A 17,000-nucleotide genomic window follows, 5' to 3' on the forward strand; every position below is an offset into this window, starting at 1 on the left:
TCGGTGGGTGGGTGGATCACACATTGTCACTGACGAGGATCTGACTGTCACGTCCTCATCCTGTTTCCCCCGTGGAACCCTCGCTGGATGACATTCCACCACCTGGGCGGAAGCCCGGTACAGCGAGTGCCTCGATCACACCCGAAAGCTGGGTGAGCTCCTTGGTGATCTCATCACGGCGCTGGTTCAACGCTGCGACCCTCGCCTCGGCGTCGGCGAGAAGTTTTCGGGCCTGGGCACGCAGGTCGTCGGCGTGCTCACGGGCCTGCGCCTCGAGCTGCTGAGCCTCGGCGCGGGACTTGCGGATCAGTTCGTGCGACTGGCGCTGTGCGTCGGCGAGATCGTTGGCCGCCCGCTCGCGCAGCACCTGGGTGCTGGACTGGGCCTCGGCCTCGCGCCGGTTGGCCCGCTCGATGATCTCTTGGGCATCGCTCGCGGCCGAGCCCTTCAACCGGTCGGCCCGGGTCTGCGCCTGGGCGGTGACCTTCTCGGCCTCCTGCCTGGCGGCGGCCAGCGTCGCCTCGGCCTGCTGGTTGGCCGAGGCGAGGGTCGTCTCGGCCAGCGTCGTCAACTGGGCGTTCTCCGCGGCGATCGCATCCTGGGTCTGCTTCAACCGGCTGGTCGAGCGACCGACCACGCGGCGCAGGTGCGCCCGCTTCTGCCGGAGCAGCTCCTCGGCGTCGGCCGCTGCCTTGTCCCGGATCGACTGCGCCTCGGACTCGGCCGCCGCGATCAGGTCGTCGACGGTCTTGCGGCTCCACAGCGTCTGCTTCTCGGCCTCGGCCATCGCCGCCTCGGCCGCCTTGTTGGCGTCCTCGACGATCCGCTGGGCCTCACCGGACGCCGTCCGGCGATCTGCCTCGATCGAGTCGACGACCAGCTTTGCCTGGGCCCGCGCGTCGGCCATCAGCCGCTCGTTGCCGGCCTCGGCCTCGGCCTTGCGCTCGGCGATCTCTTCGACCGCGGCGGCCCGCAGCTTGTCGATCTCGAGCGAGATCGCGGCCAGCTTGGCCCGCTCGGTCTCCTCCAGCTCGGCGGTCCGGCGTTCGAGCTCGGCGCGATTCTCGCCGCGCAGCCGCTCGATCTCGGCGTGTGCCTCGGCGATCTCGATCCGGGCCTTCTCCCGGGCGGCCTCGACCTCGCGCTCGACAGCTGCGCGCAGCTCACCGGCCTCGGTCTCGGCCCGCGCTATCAGCTCGGACTCGTTGCGCACCGCGGCCTGTGAGACCAGGGCGGCCTGCTCGCCGGCATCCGCGACCAACTGCTGGGCCTCGCGGCCGGCGCGGTCGACGGTCTGCTGCGCGGCTTCGCGGGACAGCCGGGCCTCCTCGAGCAGCTCGTCGGCCTCGTCCTTCAGCCGGTTCGCCTCGGCCTCGGCGCTGGCGATGCGGCGATCCGCGGCGGCCTGCGACTCGACCCGCAACCGGTCCGCCGCCGCCTGGGTCTCGCTCCGCAACTTCTCGGCCGCCGCCTCGGAGTCGGTACGGCGCTTGAACACCTCGTCAGCCACCGTGACGCGAAGCCGCTCGGCCTCCGCCTCGGAATCCGCCGTGAGTCGCTCCGCGATCGCGATGGCCTCGGCCTTGACCCGCTCCGCCTCCGCGGTCGAATCGGCCTCCAACTTGTACGCCACGTTCGCGGCATCACGCCGCACCCGCTCGGCCTCGGCGGTGGACTCGGCACGCAGTTGTTCAGCGGCTTCCTCGGCTTCGGCCCGGACTCGCTCGGCCGCGGCCACGGACTCGGTGCGGAGCTGCTCGGCGGCGCGCTCGGCGTCGTTCAGCAACCGTTGGGCCGCGGACATGGCGTCCGTGCGCTGCTTCTGCGCGGCCGCATCGGCCTCGGCTTTCAAACGTTCGCTCTCGACCCGGACCCGGTCGGCTTCCTCGCGGGCGAGGTCGTTCTCGTACTCGGCCTGCTCGCGCAGGGTGTCGGCGATCCGCTGCGCCCGCTCGAGCACGCCGCCCGCTTGCCGCACGCCGAAGGAACCGGTGTCGGCGACCGGTTCCTGGGTCAGGGGCAGACGCGGAGCGTCCATGCGACGAGATGATTCCATCCCTCGCCCCCTTTCGGACAGTCCGGGTCCCATCAGCGTGGTCACAGGGTTACAACGCGATACGTGGGTGGGAAGTAACTCGCTTCTCTTCCACACGCTGCGCAGGACTGTACGACCAACGGGGTGGCAGGGTGTAACTCAAGCGTGTCTCCCTGTACGCACATCGCCGTACGAGTACTCATCCGAAGCGGATGCGGCACCCAGTTGGCGGCCTGAACCGATGCTCGTCCCCCGACTTGTCCGAAGCCTACTTGCCCACGCCGCCCCCAGCACAGGAAACAGCATCTCCAACCACGCTCACCCGACCGCACCACGGCGGATTATCCGGCTCTTGTGTCGGATGTGTGGGTTGAGCTGTGTGGGTTGATTGGTCGCCGCTGCGCGGCGGCTGGTCCGTTTGCCGCCTGCGGGGCAGCTGTTCTGTTGCCGCCTGCGGCGGGGGCGCGGGTGGTGGATTCGCCGGCTCGTGTGGGTGTGCGCGAGGCAACTGTGGTGGCGCGGTCTCCGGGCTGCGTGATGGTGCTGGTCGCAGCTGTCCCGGAGCCGCTCACCCGAGTAGTCGCACGGGCGGGGTGTGGTCACGGGAGTGGACCGTGGTGAGGCTGACGCACTAGGTCCGTGCGGGGTGGGTGTGATCACGGGGGCGGACCGTGGTGAGGGCGGGCTGGGTCTTTCCGGAAGTAAATCTGCGGATAGCGACCAGGAAGTTCCGGAAAGACGGCGGCGGCTGTGGTGGGCGCATCGAGTCGTGGCGAGTGGTTCGGGCCGGGATATCGAGTCGTGGATATCGGCGAAACTCGCCGCCGATTCCTGACCCGGATCCACGACTCGATCACCTGAACCCGGCTCACAACTCCCAAGGGGTCCGGGGACCGCGATGACCACATCGCCGGCACCCGCTGTCACCACCCGGCTCGCGCACACCACCTGAGCACACAACAGCCATCCGCGGCCCCCGCCGAAGGCGGCAAACGGACCAGGCGCCGCGAAGCGCTGTCCGCATCAACCCACACATCCGTCACAAGAGCCGGTTATCCCCTCGTGGTGTGGGTTCTCCCCTCTAACACCAACTGAGAACCCACAATCGGCCTGGATAACCCCTGGTGTGCGACGCGGCGGAGTTGGAGAGCGCCGGCGGACGGGAGAACCTGCGGCGGACGGCAGAGGACCCCGCGCGGAGCGCGGGGTCCTCTGGTGGGTGTCGTGGTTTACGAGTCCTGCAGGCCCGAGGCGCCGCCGGCCGCGAGGTCGGTGAGCTCCAGGTCAGGAGTCGTCGACTTCGGCGTACCGGTGAAGGTGAAGTACTCGGCCAGGCCGTCGCTGTTCACCGTGCCTTCGGGTGCGGCGTCGACCAGGACGATCTGGCCAGGACGCAGCTCCCCGAACAGGATCTTCTCGGCCAGGATGTCCTCCACGTCGCGCTGCAGTGCGCGGCGCAGCGGGCGAGCACCCAGGACCGGGTCGAAGCCACGCTCGGCGACCAAAGCCTTCGCCGCCGGGGTGAGCTCGATGCCCATGTCCTTGTCCTTCAGCCGCTCCTCGACCTGAGCCAGCATCAGGTCGACGATCTTCACGATGTCTTCCTTGGTGTGCTGGTGGAAGACCACGATCTCGTCGACCCGGTTCAGGAACTCGGGACGGAAGTGCTGCTTCAGCTCGTCCGTCACCTTCGCCTTCATCTTCTCGTACGAACCGCCGGTGTCACCGACCTGCGAGAAGCCGAGGCTGACCGCCTTCGCGATGTCCTTGGTGCCCAGGTTCGTGGTCATGATGATGACGGTGTTCTTGAAGTCGACCACGCGGCCCTGGGCGTCGGTCAGACGACCCTCGTCCAGGATCTGCAGCAGCGAGTTGAAGATGTCCGGGTGGGCCTTCTCGACCTCGTCGAACAGCACCACGGAGAACGGCTTGCGGCGGACCTTCTCGGTCAGCTGCCCGCCCTCTTCGTACCCGACGTAGCCAGGAGGCGAACCGAACAGCCGGGACGCCGTGTGCTTCTCGGAGTACTCCGACATGTCGAGGCTGATCAGCGCATTCTGGTCGCCGAACAGGAACTCGGTCAGCACCTTCGACAGCTCGGTCTTACCGACACCGGACGGGCCGGCGAAGATGAACGAGCCGCTCGGGCGGCGCGGGTCCTTCAGACCTGCGCGCGTCCGCCGGATCGAGCGCGACAGCGCCTTCACCGCGTCGGTCTGGCCGATGTAGGACTTGGCCAGGACCTTCTCCATGTCGAGCAGTCGCGAGGACTCCTCCTCGGTCAGCTTGAAGACGGGGATCCCGGTCGCGGTGCTCAGCACCTCCGCGATCAGCTCCTCGTCGACCTCGGCGACGACGTCCATGTCGCCGGCCTTCCACTGCTTCTCCCGCTCGGCCTTCGCGTTGATCAACTTCTTCTCGTCGTCGCGAAGACCCGCGGCGCGCTCGAAGTCCTGCGCGTCGATGGCCGATTCCTTCTCCCGGCGAACGGTCGCGATCTTCTCGTCGAACTCGCGCAGGTCCGGCGGAGCCGTCATCCGGCGGATCCGTAGCCGGGCCCCGGCCTCGTCGATCAGGTCGATCGCCTTGTCCGGCAGGAACCGGTCCGAGATGTACCGGTCGGCCATCTGGGCGGCGTTGACCAGCGCGGCATCGGTGATCGTGACGCGGTGGTGCGCCTCGTACCGGTCGCGCAGGCCCTTGAGGATCTCGATCGTGTGCGCGATCGAGGGCTCGGCCACCTGGATCGGCTGGAACCGGCGCTCCAGCGCGGCGTCCTTCTCGACGTACTTGCGGTACTCGTCGAGGGTGGTGGCACCGATGGTCTGCAGCTCACCACGGGCCAGCATCGGCTTCAGGATGCTCGCCGCGTCGATCGCGCCCTCGGCCGCGCCGGCCCCGACGAGGGTGTGGATCTCGTCGATGAACAGCACGATGTCGCCGCGGGTGCGGATCTCCTTGAGCACCTTCTTCAGGCGCTCCTCGAAGTCACCGCGGTAGCGCGAACCGGCTACCAGGGCACCCAGGTCGAGGGAGTAGATCTGCTTGTCCTTCAGCGTCTCCGGGACGTCACCGCGGACGATCTGCTGGGCCAGACCCTCCACGATCGCCGTCTTGCCGACACCCGGCTCACCGATCAGGACAGGGTTGTTCTTGGTACGGCGGGACAGCACCTGCATGACCCGCTCGATCTCCATCTCGCGCCCGATCACCGGGTCGAGCTTGGCCTCACGAGCCGACTGCGTGTAGTTGCGTCCGAACTGGTCGAGCACCAGGGAGCTGCTGGGTGCGCCCTCGGCGGGTGCTCCCGAGGTCGTCGTCTCCTTGCCCTGGTATCCGCTCAGCAGCTGGATGACCTGCTGCCGGACCTTGTTCAGGTCCGCACCGAGCTTGACCAGGACCTGCGCTGCGACACCCTCACCCTCGCGGATGAGGCCGAGCAGGATGTGCTCGGTGCCGATGTAGTTGTGGCCCAACTGCAGGGCCTCGCGCAGGGAGAGCTCCAGCACCTTCTTGGCGCGGGGGGTGAACGGGATGTGCCCGCTCGGTGCCTGCTGCCCCTGGCCGATGATCTCCTCGACCTGGGAGCGGACGGCCTCGAGCGAGATACCCAGGCTCTCGAGAGCCTTGGCGGCGACCCCTTCACCCTCGTGGATCAGGCCGAGCAGGATGTGCTCGGTCCCGATGTAGTTGTGGCTGAGCATCCTGGCCTCTTCTTGAGCCAGGACGACTACCCGACGGGCGCGGTCCGTAAATCGTTCAAACATCGCCAAAGCGCTCCTTGCCTCAGAGGAGTCGGTTGTGCCGTGGTGGCCGACCCCCGTACATGCATGCTAGTCCCCGGTACCGACAAGCTCGCTCTGGGCGAACACGCCTTCACCGCTTCCGCGGCCGGTCCAGGTGCATCACAAGGGAACAACCTCACCGGACTCCAGCGTGTTCCCGCCTGATGGCCCACGAACAGCATGTTCGCCACCAGCGAATTCCCCGGACTACTTGTCCGGTCAGCCAACACGCCCGGCCAGATCGGTCCACAGTGTGAAACAACCGGAATGCGGACACGGGGAGTGGACCTCCCCCTGACACGCCGAAGCGAGATGGCCCGCGCTTTCGCGGACACATCTCGCCTCGAGAACTCGACTACTTGGCCTCGTTGTACGCCGCGCGCACCTCGGCGGAGATCCGTCCCCGCTCGCTCACGTCGTAGCCGTTCTCCTTGGCCCAGGCCCGGATGTCGGCCGAGTCCGAGGCCGAACGGCCGCGCCCGCGGGCCCGGCCCGCGGCACCGCGGCGGCCGGCGACCCGGCGCCCCGATCCGACATAACCCGCCAGCGCGTCCCGCAGCTTGGCGGCATTCTTCTTGGACAGGTCGATCTCGTACGTCGTGCCGTCCAGCCCGAAGGTCACGGTCTCGTCGGCCTTACCGCCGTCGAGATCGTCCTCGAGAACCACCTGCACCCTTTGTGCCATCGATGACAACCTTTCCGCGCCCGCCATCGGGCACAATCCCCCTGCCGAATTGTTTGCACCTGATTTGTACCGCACAAACCGGCTTCGTGTCATTCACCTCGCGGAATGAGACGGATAGCTGTGACCAAATCCTCGGTCCACCCCGGTTCTGATCGACACAGTGCAGCGATGGTGACCTTGCGTATTCACAGACCCCTGTTCACTGCTGGACCGGAATAAAACGACCCCGGCATTTGCCGGGGTCGTCCGTTGTGCTATGCAACTACCGTAACTACGTCGCCGCCGAATCGGCGAGAATCACTCCGGCCGGAGCAACGGGAACAGAATCGTCTCCCGGATACCGACCCCGGTGAGCAGCATGATCAGCCGGTCCAGGCCCATCCCCAGACCACCGGCCGGCGGCATCCCGAACTCCATCGCCCGGAGGAAGTCCTCGTCCAGCTCCATCGCCTCGGGATCGCCGGCGGCGGCCAGCAACGACTGCGCCACCAGGCGTTCACGCTGGATCACCGGGTCGTTCAGTTCGGAGTAGCCGGTGCCGAGCTCGACCCCGTTGACAATCAGGTCCCAGGCCTCGACCAGTCCCGGAATTTCGCGGTGCGGCTTGGCCAACGGCCGCGCCGACTCCGGATAGTCACGGACAAAGGTGGGCTGGATCAGCGTGTGCTCGACCAGCTTCTCGAACAAGTCGACCGCGATCTCACCGGCATTCCGGCCCGGCTGCAGCTCGACGTCGTGCTGCTCGGCCAACTTCGTCAACCGGGCCAGGTCGGTGCTCTCGTCGACGGTCTCACCAACCGTCGCCGAGACCAGCTCGAAAAGCGTCGCGTGCCGGAACGGCTGCTCCAGATCGATCGTCGATCCGTCGCGCGCGGTGATCGTGGTCCGGCCGACCGCACGACCGGCGTTCCGCATCAGCTCGGTGAACAGTTCGGCGATCGTGTCGTAATCGCCGTACGCCTCATACGCCTCGATCATCGAGAATTCCGCCGAGTGGGTCGAGTCCAGCCCCTCGTTGCGGAACGTACGGCCGATCTCGTAGACCCGGTCGACGCCGCCGATCATCGCGCGCTTGAGGTCCAGCTCGAGCGCGATGCGCAGCTTCATCTCCTGGTCGAACGCGTTCAGGTGCGTACTGAACGGCCGCGCCGCGGCACCGCCGTTGGTCAGCTGCAGCACCGGCGTCTCGACCTCGATGAAGTCCTTGCCGTCGAACGTCGCGCGCAAGGCCTTCAGTACGGCGGCCTTGGCCCGGACCATCTCGCGGGCCTCCTGCCGAACGATCAGGTCGACGTACCGCATCCGGACGCGTGCCTCTTCGCTCAGCGGATTGTGCTCGTTCGGCAACGGGCGCAGCGTCTTTGCGGCCATCTGCCAGGCGGTCGCCTGCACCGACAGCTCACCACGCCGGCTCGTCACGACCTCACCCTGGACGGAGAGCAGGTCGCCGATGTCGACGAGCTGCTTGAACCGGGCCAGCTCCTCCTCGCCGAGGTCGGCGAGGGACAGCATCACCTGCAGCTCGGTCCCGTCGCCTTCCCGCAGCCGGACGAAGCACAGCTTGCCGGTGTTGCGCAGGAAGATCACCCGGCCGGTGACCGCGACCTGCTCGCCGGTCTTGGTGTCGGGCTCCAGGTCCTGGCCGTCGTACGTCGCCCGCAGGTCCTTGAGCAGGTGCGTCCGCGGGACGACGATCGGGTACGGCTGCACGCCTTCGGCCAGGAGCCGCTCACGCTTCTCCAGGCGAACCCGCATCTGCTCGGGCAGGTCGTCCTGCCCGCTGTCGGGGTTCACCGGGTTCACGTGTGCGTCAGTCATACCTCAAGGCTAGTGACTGAGCACCTCTACAGCCGAATCCTTTGTCTCCAGACCCTTGACACGGAGGACCAGCGCGGTCGCGACTCCGGCACCGAGGACGCAGACGAGGCCGGCGCCGACGAAGGTCAGGCGGGGTCCGACCAGTGCGCCGACGAAGCCGCCCAGCAGGAGTGCGATCAGGCTGCAGGCTCTCGCCGTACCGCCCATGGCCGCGACCACACGGCCACGAACCGCGTCCGCCGAGCGGGTCACGACCAGCGTGCTGGTGGCGGCGTTCAGCAGACCGCCGCCGAAGCCCACCGAGATGGCACCGAGCAGCAGGGTGACGACTCCTCCGGCCAGTCCCATGAGAACGCAGGAAGCCCCGATGGCAGCCATCCCGCAGAGAACCGCCCGCGATCGCGAGGTCGCCGTCGTCAGGCGGCCACTGATCCAGGCACCGCCGATCGCCCCGGCACCCTGTGCCGCCATCACCCAGCCATAGCCGGCCGCGTTGAGCCCGATTTCGTCGGTGACCAGGAACACCTCCACCACGTTGACGGACTCGCCGACCAGGACCAACGTCCACAGACAGACGATCAAGACGCGCAGCAGAGGATCGCCGAAGAGACTGCGCAGACCCGCTGTCATCGCACCCCGCTCGCGGATCGCGCCCGGCTCCGGGCAGCGCCGGGTGATGACGAGACGGGCCACGACAGCAAGGATCAGGAACGTCGAAGCATCGGTCAGCAAGGCGCCGCGATCACCGGACCAGCTGACCAGCAGACCACCGGCGGCCGAGCCGGCGAGCGTCGCGACCCCGATCAGCGCCTGGCTGGTTCCGGTTGCGCGGCCGACCAGTTCCTCGCCGACGATGCGTGGGATCAACGCACCCCAGGCCGGACCGGCGACGGCCTGACCCAACTGCAGCACGCAGACCAGGGCGAGCGTCTCGGCCAACCCATGGCTGAAGGCGAGACCGATGCCGGCGGCGCCCTGCAGCAACCCCGACCAGACCAGGACCTTGCGCGAGTCGTAGGCGTCCACGATCCGCCCGGCGAACGGGATCATCACCACGGTCGGTACGGCGAAGGCCAGCAGCAGGGCCGTGATCGCGCCCGGTCCGCCGTCCGCGGAGACCCGCAGCATCAGCGCTACCAGGGCGATCGAATCACCGGCGTAGGACAGTGCCCGGGCGGGCAGGACCAGCCGGATGTCACGGTGGGACCAGAGCGAAGTCTGAAGGGTTTGCTTCATAGATATGAAGTTAGTGCTTCACATTTACTCGCGTCAAGGGCTTCGCTACGCTGAGGTTCGTGGCCACCAAGAAGGATCAGCAGAAGTCCCGGAACGTGCTGATCACCGATCCCCGGGCGATCCGCGCCCTGGCCCACCCGGCCCGGCAGCTGATCATCGACGAGCTCTACAGCGGGCGCGTGCTGACCGCGACCGAGTGCGCGGAGATCGCCGGTCTGACTCCGTCCGCGATCAGCTACCACCTGCGCGCCCTGGAGAAGTGGGGCATCGTCGAGCGGGCGGAGGCCTCGGGCGACGGCCGGGAGCGACCATGGCGAGCCCTGGGCACCGGTCTGCAGATCTCCTCCCAATCGACCGGGTCCGGGCGGGTGGCCGGCCAGGCGATGCTGCGAACCAACCTGGACCGCGTCGGCGATCAGTTCGAGCAGTTGGCGCCGGACGACCCGTGGGACGAGCTCAGCAAGCTCAACCGCAGCCGGCTCTGGCTGACCCGCGCGGAGACGGCCGAGCTCGGGCAGGAGCTGAGCGACGTGATCGAGAAGTTCCGCCAGGGCCGGACCGCGACCGAGCACCCGGACGGCACTCGTGCGGTCACGACGCTGATCGCCCTCGTACCGACCGGAACGCCGCCGGCCGACAGAAGAAAGCCGAACCGTTAGGTCCAGACCAGCGGATCCGGAGGTACCGTCGAAGCAGAGGTGCCGCCATGCAGTCATGGATTCTGTGGTTAATCGTCGCCGCCATCCTCGGCACGGCCGAGTTGATGACAGCGACCCTTGATCTGCTCCTGCTCGCCGTCGCCGCGCTGGCCGCAGCCGGGGCGGCCGGGCTCGGGCTCGGGATCGCCTTTCAGGTCCTCGCGTTCGCCGTCACGGCCGCCGCGATGATCGCGCTGGTCCGTCCCGTCGCGCGCCGGCACCTGACCTCGTCGTACCCGCAACTGCGGACGGGCGTGTCCGCGCTGATCGGGCGGGAGGCCGTCGTACTGACGCCCTGCGGCCGCGAGCCGGGTCGGGTCAAGATCGGCGGCGAGGAGTGGAGCGCGCGGTCCTACGACCCGCATCTGGTCATCCCGGCGGGCACCACGGTCGACGTCTTCGCCATCGAGGGCGCTACCGCCCTCGTCCATCCCCAGGAGGATCCATGGCCGAACTGATCATCGGGCTGGTCGTCGCGGTACTCGCCGTCGTCCTCGTCCTGCGGACCGTGCGGATCGTGCCGCAGGCGCGGGCCAGCAACGTCGAACGACTCGGCCGGTACCTGCGCACGCTCGAGCCCGGGCTGAACATCGTGATCCCGTTCATCGACCGGCCCCGGCAGCTGATCGATCTGCGCGAGCAGGTGGTCTCGTTCGAGCCGCGGTCCGTCATCACCGAGGACAACCTGGTCGTCGACATCGACACCGTGCTGTATTTCCAGGTCACCGATCCGCGGGCGGCGGCGTACGAGATCTTCAACTACATCCAGGCGATCGAGCAGTTGACCGTCACGACCCTGCGCAACGTGATCGGCTCGATGGACCTGGAGAAGACCCTAACCTCGCGTGAGCACATCAACTCCCAGCTCCGCGGCGTACTCGACGAAGCCTCGGGCAAGTGGGGGATCCGGGTGAACCGGGTCGAGCTGAAGGCGATCGATCCACCGCCGTCGATCAAGGAGTCGATGGAGAAGCAGATGCGGGCCGACCGGGAGAAGCGGGCCGCGATCCTCACCGCCGAGGGCCAGCGGCAGTCCCGGATCCTGACCGCGGAAGGCGACCGGCAGGCGGCGATCCTGCGGGCCGAGGGTCAGGCGAAGGCGATCGACACGGTCTTCGAGGCGATCCACCGCAACGATCCGGACCCGAAACTGCTCGCGTACCAGTACCTGCAGATGCTGCCCGAGCTGGCCAAGGGACCCGGGAACACGTTCTGGGTGATCCCGTCCGAGGTCACGTCGGCGTTGCAGAGTGTCACCAAGGCGTTCAACGGGCCGCTCGCCGACCTGACCAGGACCCAGGCCGCCGAGGTCCCCAACGGTCACGTCCCTGAGATTCCCCCCAAATAGGTGCCCGGTCACGTAACTGGTTGCCCAACGATGTCACTATGGGTGCATGGGGGAACCTTTGCTCGCGCTCGCGATCACGATCCCGACAGGGGTCGCGGTGCTGGCGTATCTCGTGGTGGGGCTGGTCATCGGTGTCGAGAGCATGGGAGTGCCGTTACCGGGTGAGACCACGCTGATCGCGGCGGCACTGCTCGCCTCGCAGGGCCACCTGCGGATCGAGTTCGTGATCGCCGCGGCGGCGGCCGGTGCGATCGTCGGCGACTCGATCGGGTACTTCATCGGCCGGAAGGCGGGCCGCAGCATCTTCGAGCGGCTCGGCCGGCGCTTCCACCACTTCTCGCCGGAGCGGATGGACAAGGCCGAGAACTACTTCCACAAGTACGGCGTCTGGACCGTGTTCTTCGGCCGGTTCGTCGCGCTGCTGCGGATCTTCGCCGGTCCGATGGCGGGCATGCTGCGGATGCACTACCCGCGGTTCCTGGCCGCCAACGCGGCCGGCGGCATCGCCTGGTCGACCACGATCGGCCTGGTCGCGTACAACATCGGCGACAACGCGGGCAAGATCTTCGGCAAGGTGTCGGTCTGGGCGCTGGTCGCGATCGCCGTCGTCGCGGTCGCGGCGTACGTCATCCACAAGCTCCGGCGGCGCCGGCACACCGCCCGCACCGAGAAGGCCGCGGACTCAGCGCACGTGTAGGGCCATCGGCTTCGTCGTGGTCCCGCTCATCGGCCGGCCCAGGAACGACGCGCCGGGGACGACGTACCGGAAGGTGAAGTCGCCCGGGGACTTCCCGGTGAGGAACGCGTACGACGCCTGGCCCTTGCGCATCGGCACTGTCTTCACGTACGTCCACTTCCGGGTCTGCGGGTTCCAGACCTGCAGGACCACGGACGTGTTCATGGCCGGGCTCACACCGACGACAGCGGTGACGCTCGTACGGACCTTCTTCGACGTCTCTCCGCCGAGGAAACCGGCCGAGGTGACCCGGGCCACCGTCTTGGTGTAGCCGAGCTTGCTGACCGACGTCCCGGTGATGAGTCCGGCCTTCGTGTACGGCGGGACGGTCGCCAGGTAGGGACGACTCGCACCAGCCGGTACGCCGATGTCGTAGTAGCCACCGCCTGAGGTGGCGCCACGTGCCACCTGGGTCCAGCGTGAGGTGGGGGTGATCTGGGTCCGTACGGTCACCGGCACACCGGCCGGAGTGGCCCGCCGGAGCGCGCACTTGGTCTCGGGGTCGCAGACGGTCTCCTGCAGGATCACGCGTCCGCGGGCCCGCATCACCACGCCGAACTGGGCCAGCGTCGGCACGATCACATTGACCGAGCTGGTCAGGCCGAGCACCTGTGCGCCGTTCCGGCTGGTCCACTCGTTCTGGGTCCGCAACTGGAACAGGTACGGCGGTTTGATGCTTTTGACCACCTGTTTGGTCGAGGTGGTGGCCGGACCGATCACCTTCATGATTTGTCCGGGCCGGCCGATCATCGGCACGTAGCTCTGCGTACGCCGGCCCTTCACGTCCAGAGGGTCGTTCGGGGTGAAGTCCTGCGGCGTCCGCGGCAGCGACCAGTTGACCTGGATACCACGGCCCTTCGGGACCGCATTGGCGGAGTTCGGCAGGATCGGGCCGTCGGTGTCGAACACCTCGGAGTGGGCCAGCTTGCTGCTGACACCGCCCTGCGACGTCCCCGTGCCCACTGCGACCTTGTAGTTCCCGTCCGGCGGGAACGCCGAGGTCGGGATCTCCCAGTGGTTCGGATCGCCGGCCGGGATGTACTTCACGTACCCCGGGCTCTCACTGAGCACGCCCTCGATGGTGACCCGGTTCGGCTGGTCGTTGTCCTTCCACGTCACCAGCACCGCAGGCCGCCCCTTCGGAGCCCAGGCGACCTTCACGTCGGTCGGCGTCGGGTCGGACGAGCAGGCGGTGAGCACAGTTGCCCCCACCAGCAACGCCAGCGCCACGGAAAGGGCGCGTCGCACCTCGACCACCTCGTCTCAGTTGCCTCACAACCGACCGGGTGAACCATACCCAGTCCCAGGCACCTGTCCAGCCGTCCCGTTGCCGGATCGGTATCCGCCCGCACGTGGCGGCAACCGATTCACGCAGGGTGATTGCGGGCGAAGGCTTGTTGCAGGCCGTGCAACGTGAGCAGGGGCTCGTGGCGGATCGTCGTCGACAGGTCGTCCGCGAGTAGCGGAGCCAGCGCGCCGGTGAGGACGACCGGGGTTTCTGCGGTGAGGGACTGTTCGGTCCGGATGCGGTCGACCAGGCCGTCGACCAGCGCGGCGAAGCCGTGGATCGCGCCGGACTGCAGGGCTTCGACGGTGTTCTTGGCGACCACCGCACGCGGCCTGACCAACTCGACCCGGCGTAGCTGGGCTGCCGCCGTACCGAGTGCGTCCGTCGAGGTTTCGATGCCTGGGGCAATCACTCCACCGATGAACGCACCGGCCGGGTTGACCACGTCGATCGTGATCGCCGTACCGACGTCGACGACGAGGCAAGGAGCGCCGTACCGGTTCACCGCCGCGAGCGCGTTCGCGATCCGGTCGGTGCCGACCTCGCGCGGATTGTCCACCAGCACAGGCAATCCGGTCTTCACGCCCGGCTCGACGACAACACTCGGCACGCTCTGGTAATACCGCGCGACCACGTCCCGTAACTCGTGCAGCACATGCGGTACGGCGGAACACACCGCGATCCCCGACACCGGTGACTCACCCGTGAGCAGCCCCTGCAACAGGACCGCCCACTCGTCCGCCGTACGACGGGGATCCGTGCCGACCCACCAATGCCGCTTCACCGTGCCCTCGAACACCAGTCCGACCAGCGTCCTGGTGTTCTCGACGGCAACGGCGAGCAGCATCAGGCCTCCCGCAGGTCCAACGCGATGTCGAGCACCGGCGCCGAATGCGTGAGCGCGCCGACCGACAGGAAGTCGACCCCGGTCTCGGCGACCTCGCGAGCACGTTCGAGCGTGAGCCCACCGGACGCCTCGAGCCGTGCCCGGCCGGCCACCTTCTCGACGGCCTCGCGCAGCATCGGGATGTCCATGTTGTCCAGCAGGATCAGGTCGGCGCCGGACTCGAGCGCGATCACCGCGTCGTCGACCGAATCCACCTCGACCTCGACCGCGATGTCCGGATAAGCCTTACGGACAAGGCGAAACGCCTCGGCGACACCACCGGCCGCGACCACATGGTTGTCCTTGATCAGCGCCGCGTCGGACAGGCCCATCCGGTGGTTCTTGCCGCCACCGCACCGAACGGCGTACTTCTCCAGCGACCGCAGCAACGGCATCGTCTTGCGGGTATCGCGGATCACCGCGCCCGTGCCCTCGACCGCCTCGACCCAGCGCCGGGTCAACGTGGCGACACCACTCAGGTGACAGAGCAGGTTGAGCGTCGTCCGCTCGGCCGTGAGCAGCTGCCGGGTCTTGCCGCGGATCGTCATCAGGATGTCGCCCGCGCGGACGAACGCGCCGTCCCTGACCGAGTACTCGAGCTCGAGCTGGTCCGGCGCCGCGACCTGCCGCAGCACCAACTCCGCAATCTCGAGCCCGGCCACGACACCATCGGCCCGGGCGACCAGCTCGGCGACCGAGATCTGCTCCGGATCGACCGTCGCGGTCGTGGTGACGTCCACACCACCGGCCAGGTCCTCCTCGATCGTGGCCCGCACGAGGTCACCGACCCACTGCCGGTCGATAGTCTCATCCATGCTGGTGGTTCTCCTCGGTTTCAAGCGGGACGAACGTCGTACGCGGTCTCGCTGATTCGCCCTCGGACGGGAGGGTCAGGTCCAGATTGCCCGACCACCGAGCGTCGTCGCGATCGGGGTGGTCCTCACGCCAGTGCGAGCCCCGGCTCTCCTCGCGCTCGGTCGCCGCGGCGATCAGCGCGGACGCCACGGTGACCAGGTTGGTCGCCTCCCAGCCCGGCGTACCCGGCTCGTCGGCCGGTTGGTCGATCAGCTTGCCGAGCGCGGCACCTGCCTCGTCGAGTCCGGCGGCGCTGCGGATCACCCCCGCACCGACCGTCATCACCCGCTGCAGCTCGGGTACGACGTCGGCGTCGACGAGACCCGGGACCCGGGTGTCCTCGGCCGGCTCCCGCAGTTCGGGCAGTTCCTTGGCCAACTGCCCGGCGATGCGCCGGGCGAAGACGAGCCCTTCGAGCAACGAGTTCGAAGCCAGCCGGTTGGCTCCGTGGACGCCGGTGCATGCGACCTCACCACAGGCGTACAGCCCGGGCACCGAGGTCTGGCCGAACAGATCGGTCCACACTCCCCCGGACGAGTAGTGACAAGCCGGTGCGACCGGGATCAGCTCGCGGACCGGATCGATACCGTGCGAACGGCAGGACGCCAGAATCGTCGGGAACCGGACCCGCCACTTCTCGTCGCCGAAGTGCCGCGCGTCCAGGTAGACATGATCCTTGCCAGTGGCAAGCATCTGCCGCATGATCGCCTTCGCCACGATGTCGCGCGGCGCGAGGTCCGCCAGCTCGTGCTGGCCCTGCATGAACCGGTTGCCCTGGTAGTCGACCAGGAACGCACCTTCGCCCCGGACGGCCTCGGACACCAACGGTTGCTGGCCTTTCGCGCTCTTGCCCAGCCACAACACCGTCGGGTGGAACTGCACGAACTCCAGGTCCCGCACCTTCGCACCCGCCCGCAACGCCAGCGCCATACCGTCGCCGGTCGACACACTCGGGTTCGTGGTCGCGGCGTACAGCTGACCGATGCCCCCGGAGGCGAGGATTACCGCACGGCTGCGGATCGCGCCGATCCCGTCGAGCTGTCCCTCACCCATCACGTGCAGGGTGACGCCCGCGACCGCGCCGTCGGCGGCGATCAGCAGGTCGATCACCAGTGCATGCTCGATCAGGCGGATGTCCGGGGCGCGCTTGACCGCGGCGACGAGCGCTCGCTCGATCTCCGCGCCGGTCGCGTCACCGCCCGAGTGCGCGATCCGGTTGCGGTGATGCCCGCCTTCGCGGGTCAGCGAAAGTTCGCCGTCCACGGTGTCGAACCGCGCGCCCAGCTCGATCAGGTCCCGAACAGCGTCCGGTCCCTCGGTCACCAGGACGCGGACGGCCTCCGGATCGCTGAGCCCCGCGCCCGCGACCAGCGTGTCCTGCAGGTGGTCCTCGGGTGAGTCCTCGGGGTCGAGGGCGGCAGCGATCCCACCCTGGGCCCACTGGGTCGAGCCGGAGGCGACGACGTCCTTCGTCACCACGAGCACGGAACCGAGCTCACGAGCCTTGAGCGCGGCGGTCAGCCCGGCGATCCCGGACCCGATCACCACCACGTCGACAGTCTCGGTCCAGCCAGGCTCCGCAGCGGCCAGGCGCTGCGGTACAGCAGGAGCAGTCATCCAGCGACCGTAT

At 68.0% G+C, this 17,000-nt stretch carries 13 protein-coding genes; 4 read left to right on the forward strand and 9 right to left on the reverse strand.

Annotated features, from left to right (window positions below; all coding sequences use genetic code 11):
• Positions 1 to 55: 55 nt before the first annotated feature.
• From ACWF4Z_RS16705 to ACWF4Z_RS16725, 5 genes are all read right to left on the reverse strand, one after another.
• Positions 56 to 2,038, reverse strand: coding sequence for a kinetoplast-associated-like protein (locus ACWF4Z_RS16705; protein ID WP_452243931.1), 1,983 nt, complete (start codon positions 2,036 to 2,038; stop codon positions 56 to 58).
• 1,226 nt (positions 2,039 to 3,264) lie between these two features.
• Entirely contained in the window at positions 3,265 to 5,802 is a 2,538-nt protein-coding gene (locus ACWF4Z_RS16710; protein WP_452243932.1) for an ATP-dependent Clp protease ATP-binding subunit, read from the reverse strand.
• A 373-nt stretch (positions 5,803 to 6,175) separates the two neighbouring features.
• Positions 6,176 to 6,505 carry a histone-like nucleoid-structuring protein Lsr2 gene (locus ACWF4Z_RS16715; protein ID WP_452243933.1) on the reverse strand — a complete coding sequence of 110 codons (330 nt, stop codon included), beginning with the start codon at positions 6,503 to 6,505 and terminating at the stop codon, positions 6,176 to 6,178.
• A 297-nt stretch (positions 6,506 to 6,802) separates the two neighbouring features.
• The gene (gene lysS, locus ACWF4Z_RS16720; protein ID WP_452243934.1) at positions 6,803 to 8,323 is read right to left on the reverse strand and encodes a lysine--tRNA ligase; all 1,521 of its coding nucleotides are present in this window, start codon (positions 8,321 to 8,323) and stop codon (positions 6,803 to 6,805) included.
• Positions 8,324 to 8,332: 9 nt separating this feature from the next.
• Positions 8,333 to 9,559: an MFS transporter gene (locus tag ACWF4Z_RS16725; protein WP_452243935.1), complete on the reverse strand. Its 1,227-nt coding sequence runs from the start codon at positions 9,557 to 9,559 to the stop codon at positions 8,333 to 8,335.
• A 59-nt stretch (positions 9,560 to 9,618) separates the two neighbouring features.
• Between ACWF4Z_RS16725 and ACWF4Z_RS16730 the strand changes: the two genes are divergently transcribed.
• Genes ACWF4Z_RS16730 through ACWF4Z_RS16745 form a run of 4 tightly spaced genes read left to right on the forward strand, consistent with a single transcriptional unit; the run spans position 9,619 to position 12,302 of the window.
• Positions 9,619 to 10,218, forward strand: a complete 600-nt coding sequence (locus ACWF4Z_RS16730) for an ArsR/SmtB family transcription factor (protein WP_452243936.1) — start codon at positions 9,619 to 9,621, stop codon at positions 10,216 to 10,218.
• Positions 10,219 to 10,265: 47 nt separating this feature from the next.
• Positions 10,266 to 10,715 (forward strand): NfeD family protein, encoded by a 450-nt coding sequence (locus tag ACWF4Z_RS16735; protein ID WP_452243937.1) that lies wholly within the window; start codon positions 10,266 to 10,268, stop codon positions 10,713 to 10,715.
• Positions 10,703 to 11,605 carry an SPFH domain-containing protein gene (locus ACWF4Z_RS16740; protein WP_452243938.1) on the forward strand — a complete coding sequence of 301 codons (903 nt, stop codon included), beginning with the start codon at positions 10,703 to 10,705 and terminating at the stop codon, positions 11,603 to 11,605. The genes ACWF4Z_RS16735 and ACWF4Z_RS16740 overlap by 13 nt, the downstream gene beginning before the upstream one ends.
• 46 nt (positions 11,606 to 11,651) lie before the next feature.
• Complete coding sequence (locus tag ACWF4Z_RS16745; protein WP_452243939.1) at positions 11,652 to 12,302, forward strand: DedA family protein; 651 nt, start codon at positions 11,652 to 11,654, stop codon at positions 12,300 to 12,302.
• On the opposite strand, the gene ACWF4Z_RS16750 is transcribed toward ACWF4Z_RS16745, so the two are convergent.
• From ACWF4Z_RS16750 to ACWF4Z_RS16765, 4 genes are all read right to left on the reverse strand, one after another.
• Positions 12,288 to 13,589, reverse strand: a complete 1,302-nt coding sequence (locus tag ACWF4Z_RS16750) for a hypothetical protein (protein WP_452243940.1) — start codon at positions 13,587 to 13,589, stop codon at positions 12,288 to 12,290. The two genes, ACWF4Z_RS16745 and ACWF4Z_RS16750, sit on opposite strands and share 15 nt — an antisense overlap.
• Positions 13,590 to 13,708: 119 nt before the next feature.
• Positions 13,709 to 14,476 carry a type III pantothenate kinase gene (locus tag ACWF4Z_RS16755; protein WP_452243941.1) on the reverse strand — a complete coding sequence of 256 codons (768 nt, stop codon included), beginning with the start codon at positions 14,474 to 14,476 and terminating at the stop codon, positions 13,709 to 13,711.
• Positions 14,476 to 15,330 carry a carboxylating nicotinate-nucleotide diphosphorylase gene (gene nadC / locus ACWF4Z_RS16760; RefSeq protein ID WP_452243942.1) on the reverse strand — a complete coding sequence of 285 codons (855 nt, stop codon included), beginning with the start codon at positions 15,328 to 15,330 and terminating at the stop codon, positions 14,476 to 14,478. Before nadC ends, ACWF4Z_RS16755 begins: the two co-directional genes overlap by 1 nt.
• Positions 15,323 to 16,987: an L-aspartate oxidase gene (locus ACWF4Z_RS16765; protein ID WP_452243943.1), complete on the reverse strand. Its 1,665-nt coding sequence runs from the start codon at positions 16,985 to 16,987 to the stop codon at positions 15,323 to 15,325. The genes nadC and ACWF4Z_RS16765 overlap by 8 nt, the downstream gene beginning before the upstream one ends.
• Between the last annotated feature and the right edge of the window lie 13 nt (positions 16,988 to 17,000).

This window comes from Kribbella sp. NPDC055071 (assembly GCF_053608045.1).

What these genes read in the sequence shown, in the direction of transcription:
- ACWF4Z_RS16740 (WP_452243938.1), top strand. Translation starts at nt 10,703, where the DNA reads ATGGCCGAACTGATCATCGGGCTGGTCGTCGCGGTACTCGCCGTCGTC.
- ACWF4Z_RS16715 (WP_452243933.1), bottom strand. Translation starts at nt 6,505, where the DNA reads ATGGCACAAAGGGTGCAGGTGGTTCTCGAGGACGATCTCGACGGCGGT.
- lysS (WP_452243934.1), bottom strand. Translation starts at nt 8,323, where the DNA reads ATGACTGACGCACACGTGAACCCGGTGAACCCCGACAGCGGGCAGGAC.
- nadC (WP_452243942.1), bottom strand. Translation starts at nt 15,330, where the DNA reads ATGGATGAGACTATCGACCGGCAGTGGGTCGGTGACCTCGTGCGGGCC.
- ACWF4Z_RS16765 (WP_452243943.1), bottom strand. Translation starts at nt 16,987, where the DNA reads ATGACTGCTCCTGCTGTACCGCAGCGCCTGGCCGCTGCGGAGCCTGGC.
- ACWF4Z_RS16735 (WP_452243937.1), top strand. Translation starts at nt 10,266, where the DNA reads ATGCAGTCATGGATTCTGTGGTTAATCGTCGCCGCCATCCTCGGCACG.
- ACWF4Z_RS16710 (WP_452243932.1), bottom strand. Translation starts at nt 5,802, where the DNA reads ATGTTTGAACGATTTACGGACCGCGCCCGTCGGGTAGTCGTCCTGGCT.
- ACWF4Z_RS16755 (WP_452243941.1), bottom strand. Translation starts at nt 14,476, where the DNA reads ATGCTGCTCGCCGTTGCCGTCGAGAACACCAGGACGCTGGTCGGACTG.
- ACWF4Z_RS16725 (WP_452243935.1), bottom strand. Translation starts at nt 9,559, where the DNA reads ATGAAGCAAACCCTTCAGACTTCGCTCTGGTCCCACCGTGACATCCGG.
- ACWF4Z_RS16745 (WP_452243939.1), top strand. Translation starts at nt 11,652, where the DNA reads ATGGGGGAACCTTTGCTCGCGCTCGCGATCACGATCCCGACAGGGGTC.
- ACWF4Z_RS16705 (WP_452243931.1), bottom strand. Translation starts at nt 2,038, where the DNA reads ATGGACGCTCCGCGTCTGCCCCTGACCCAGGAACCGGTCGCCGACACC.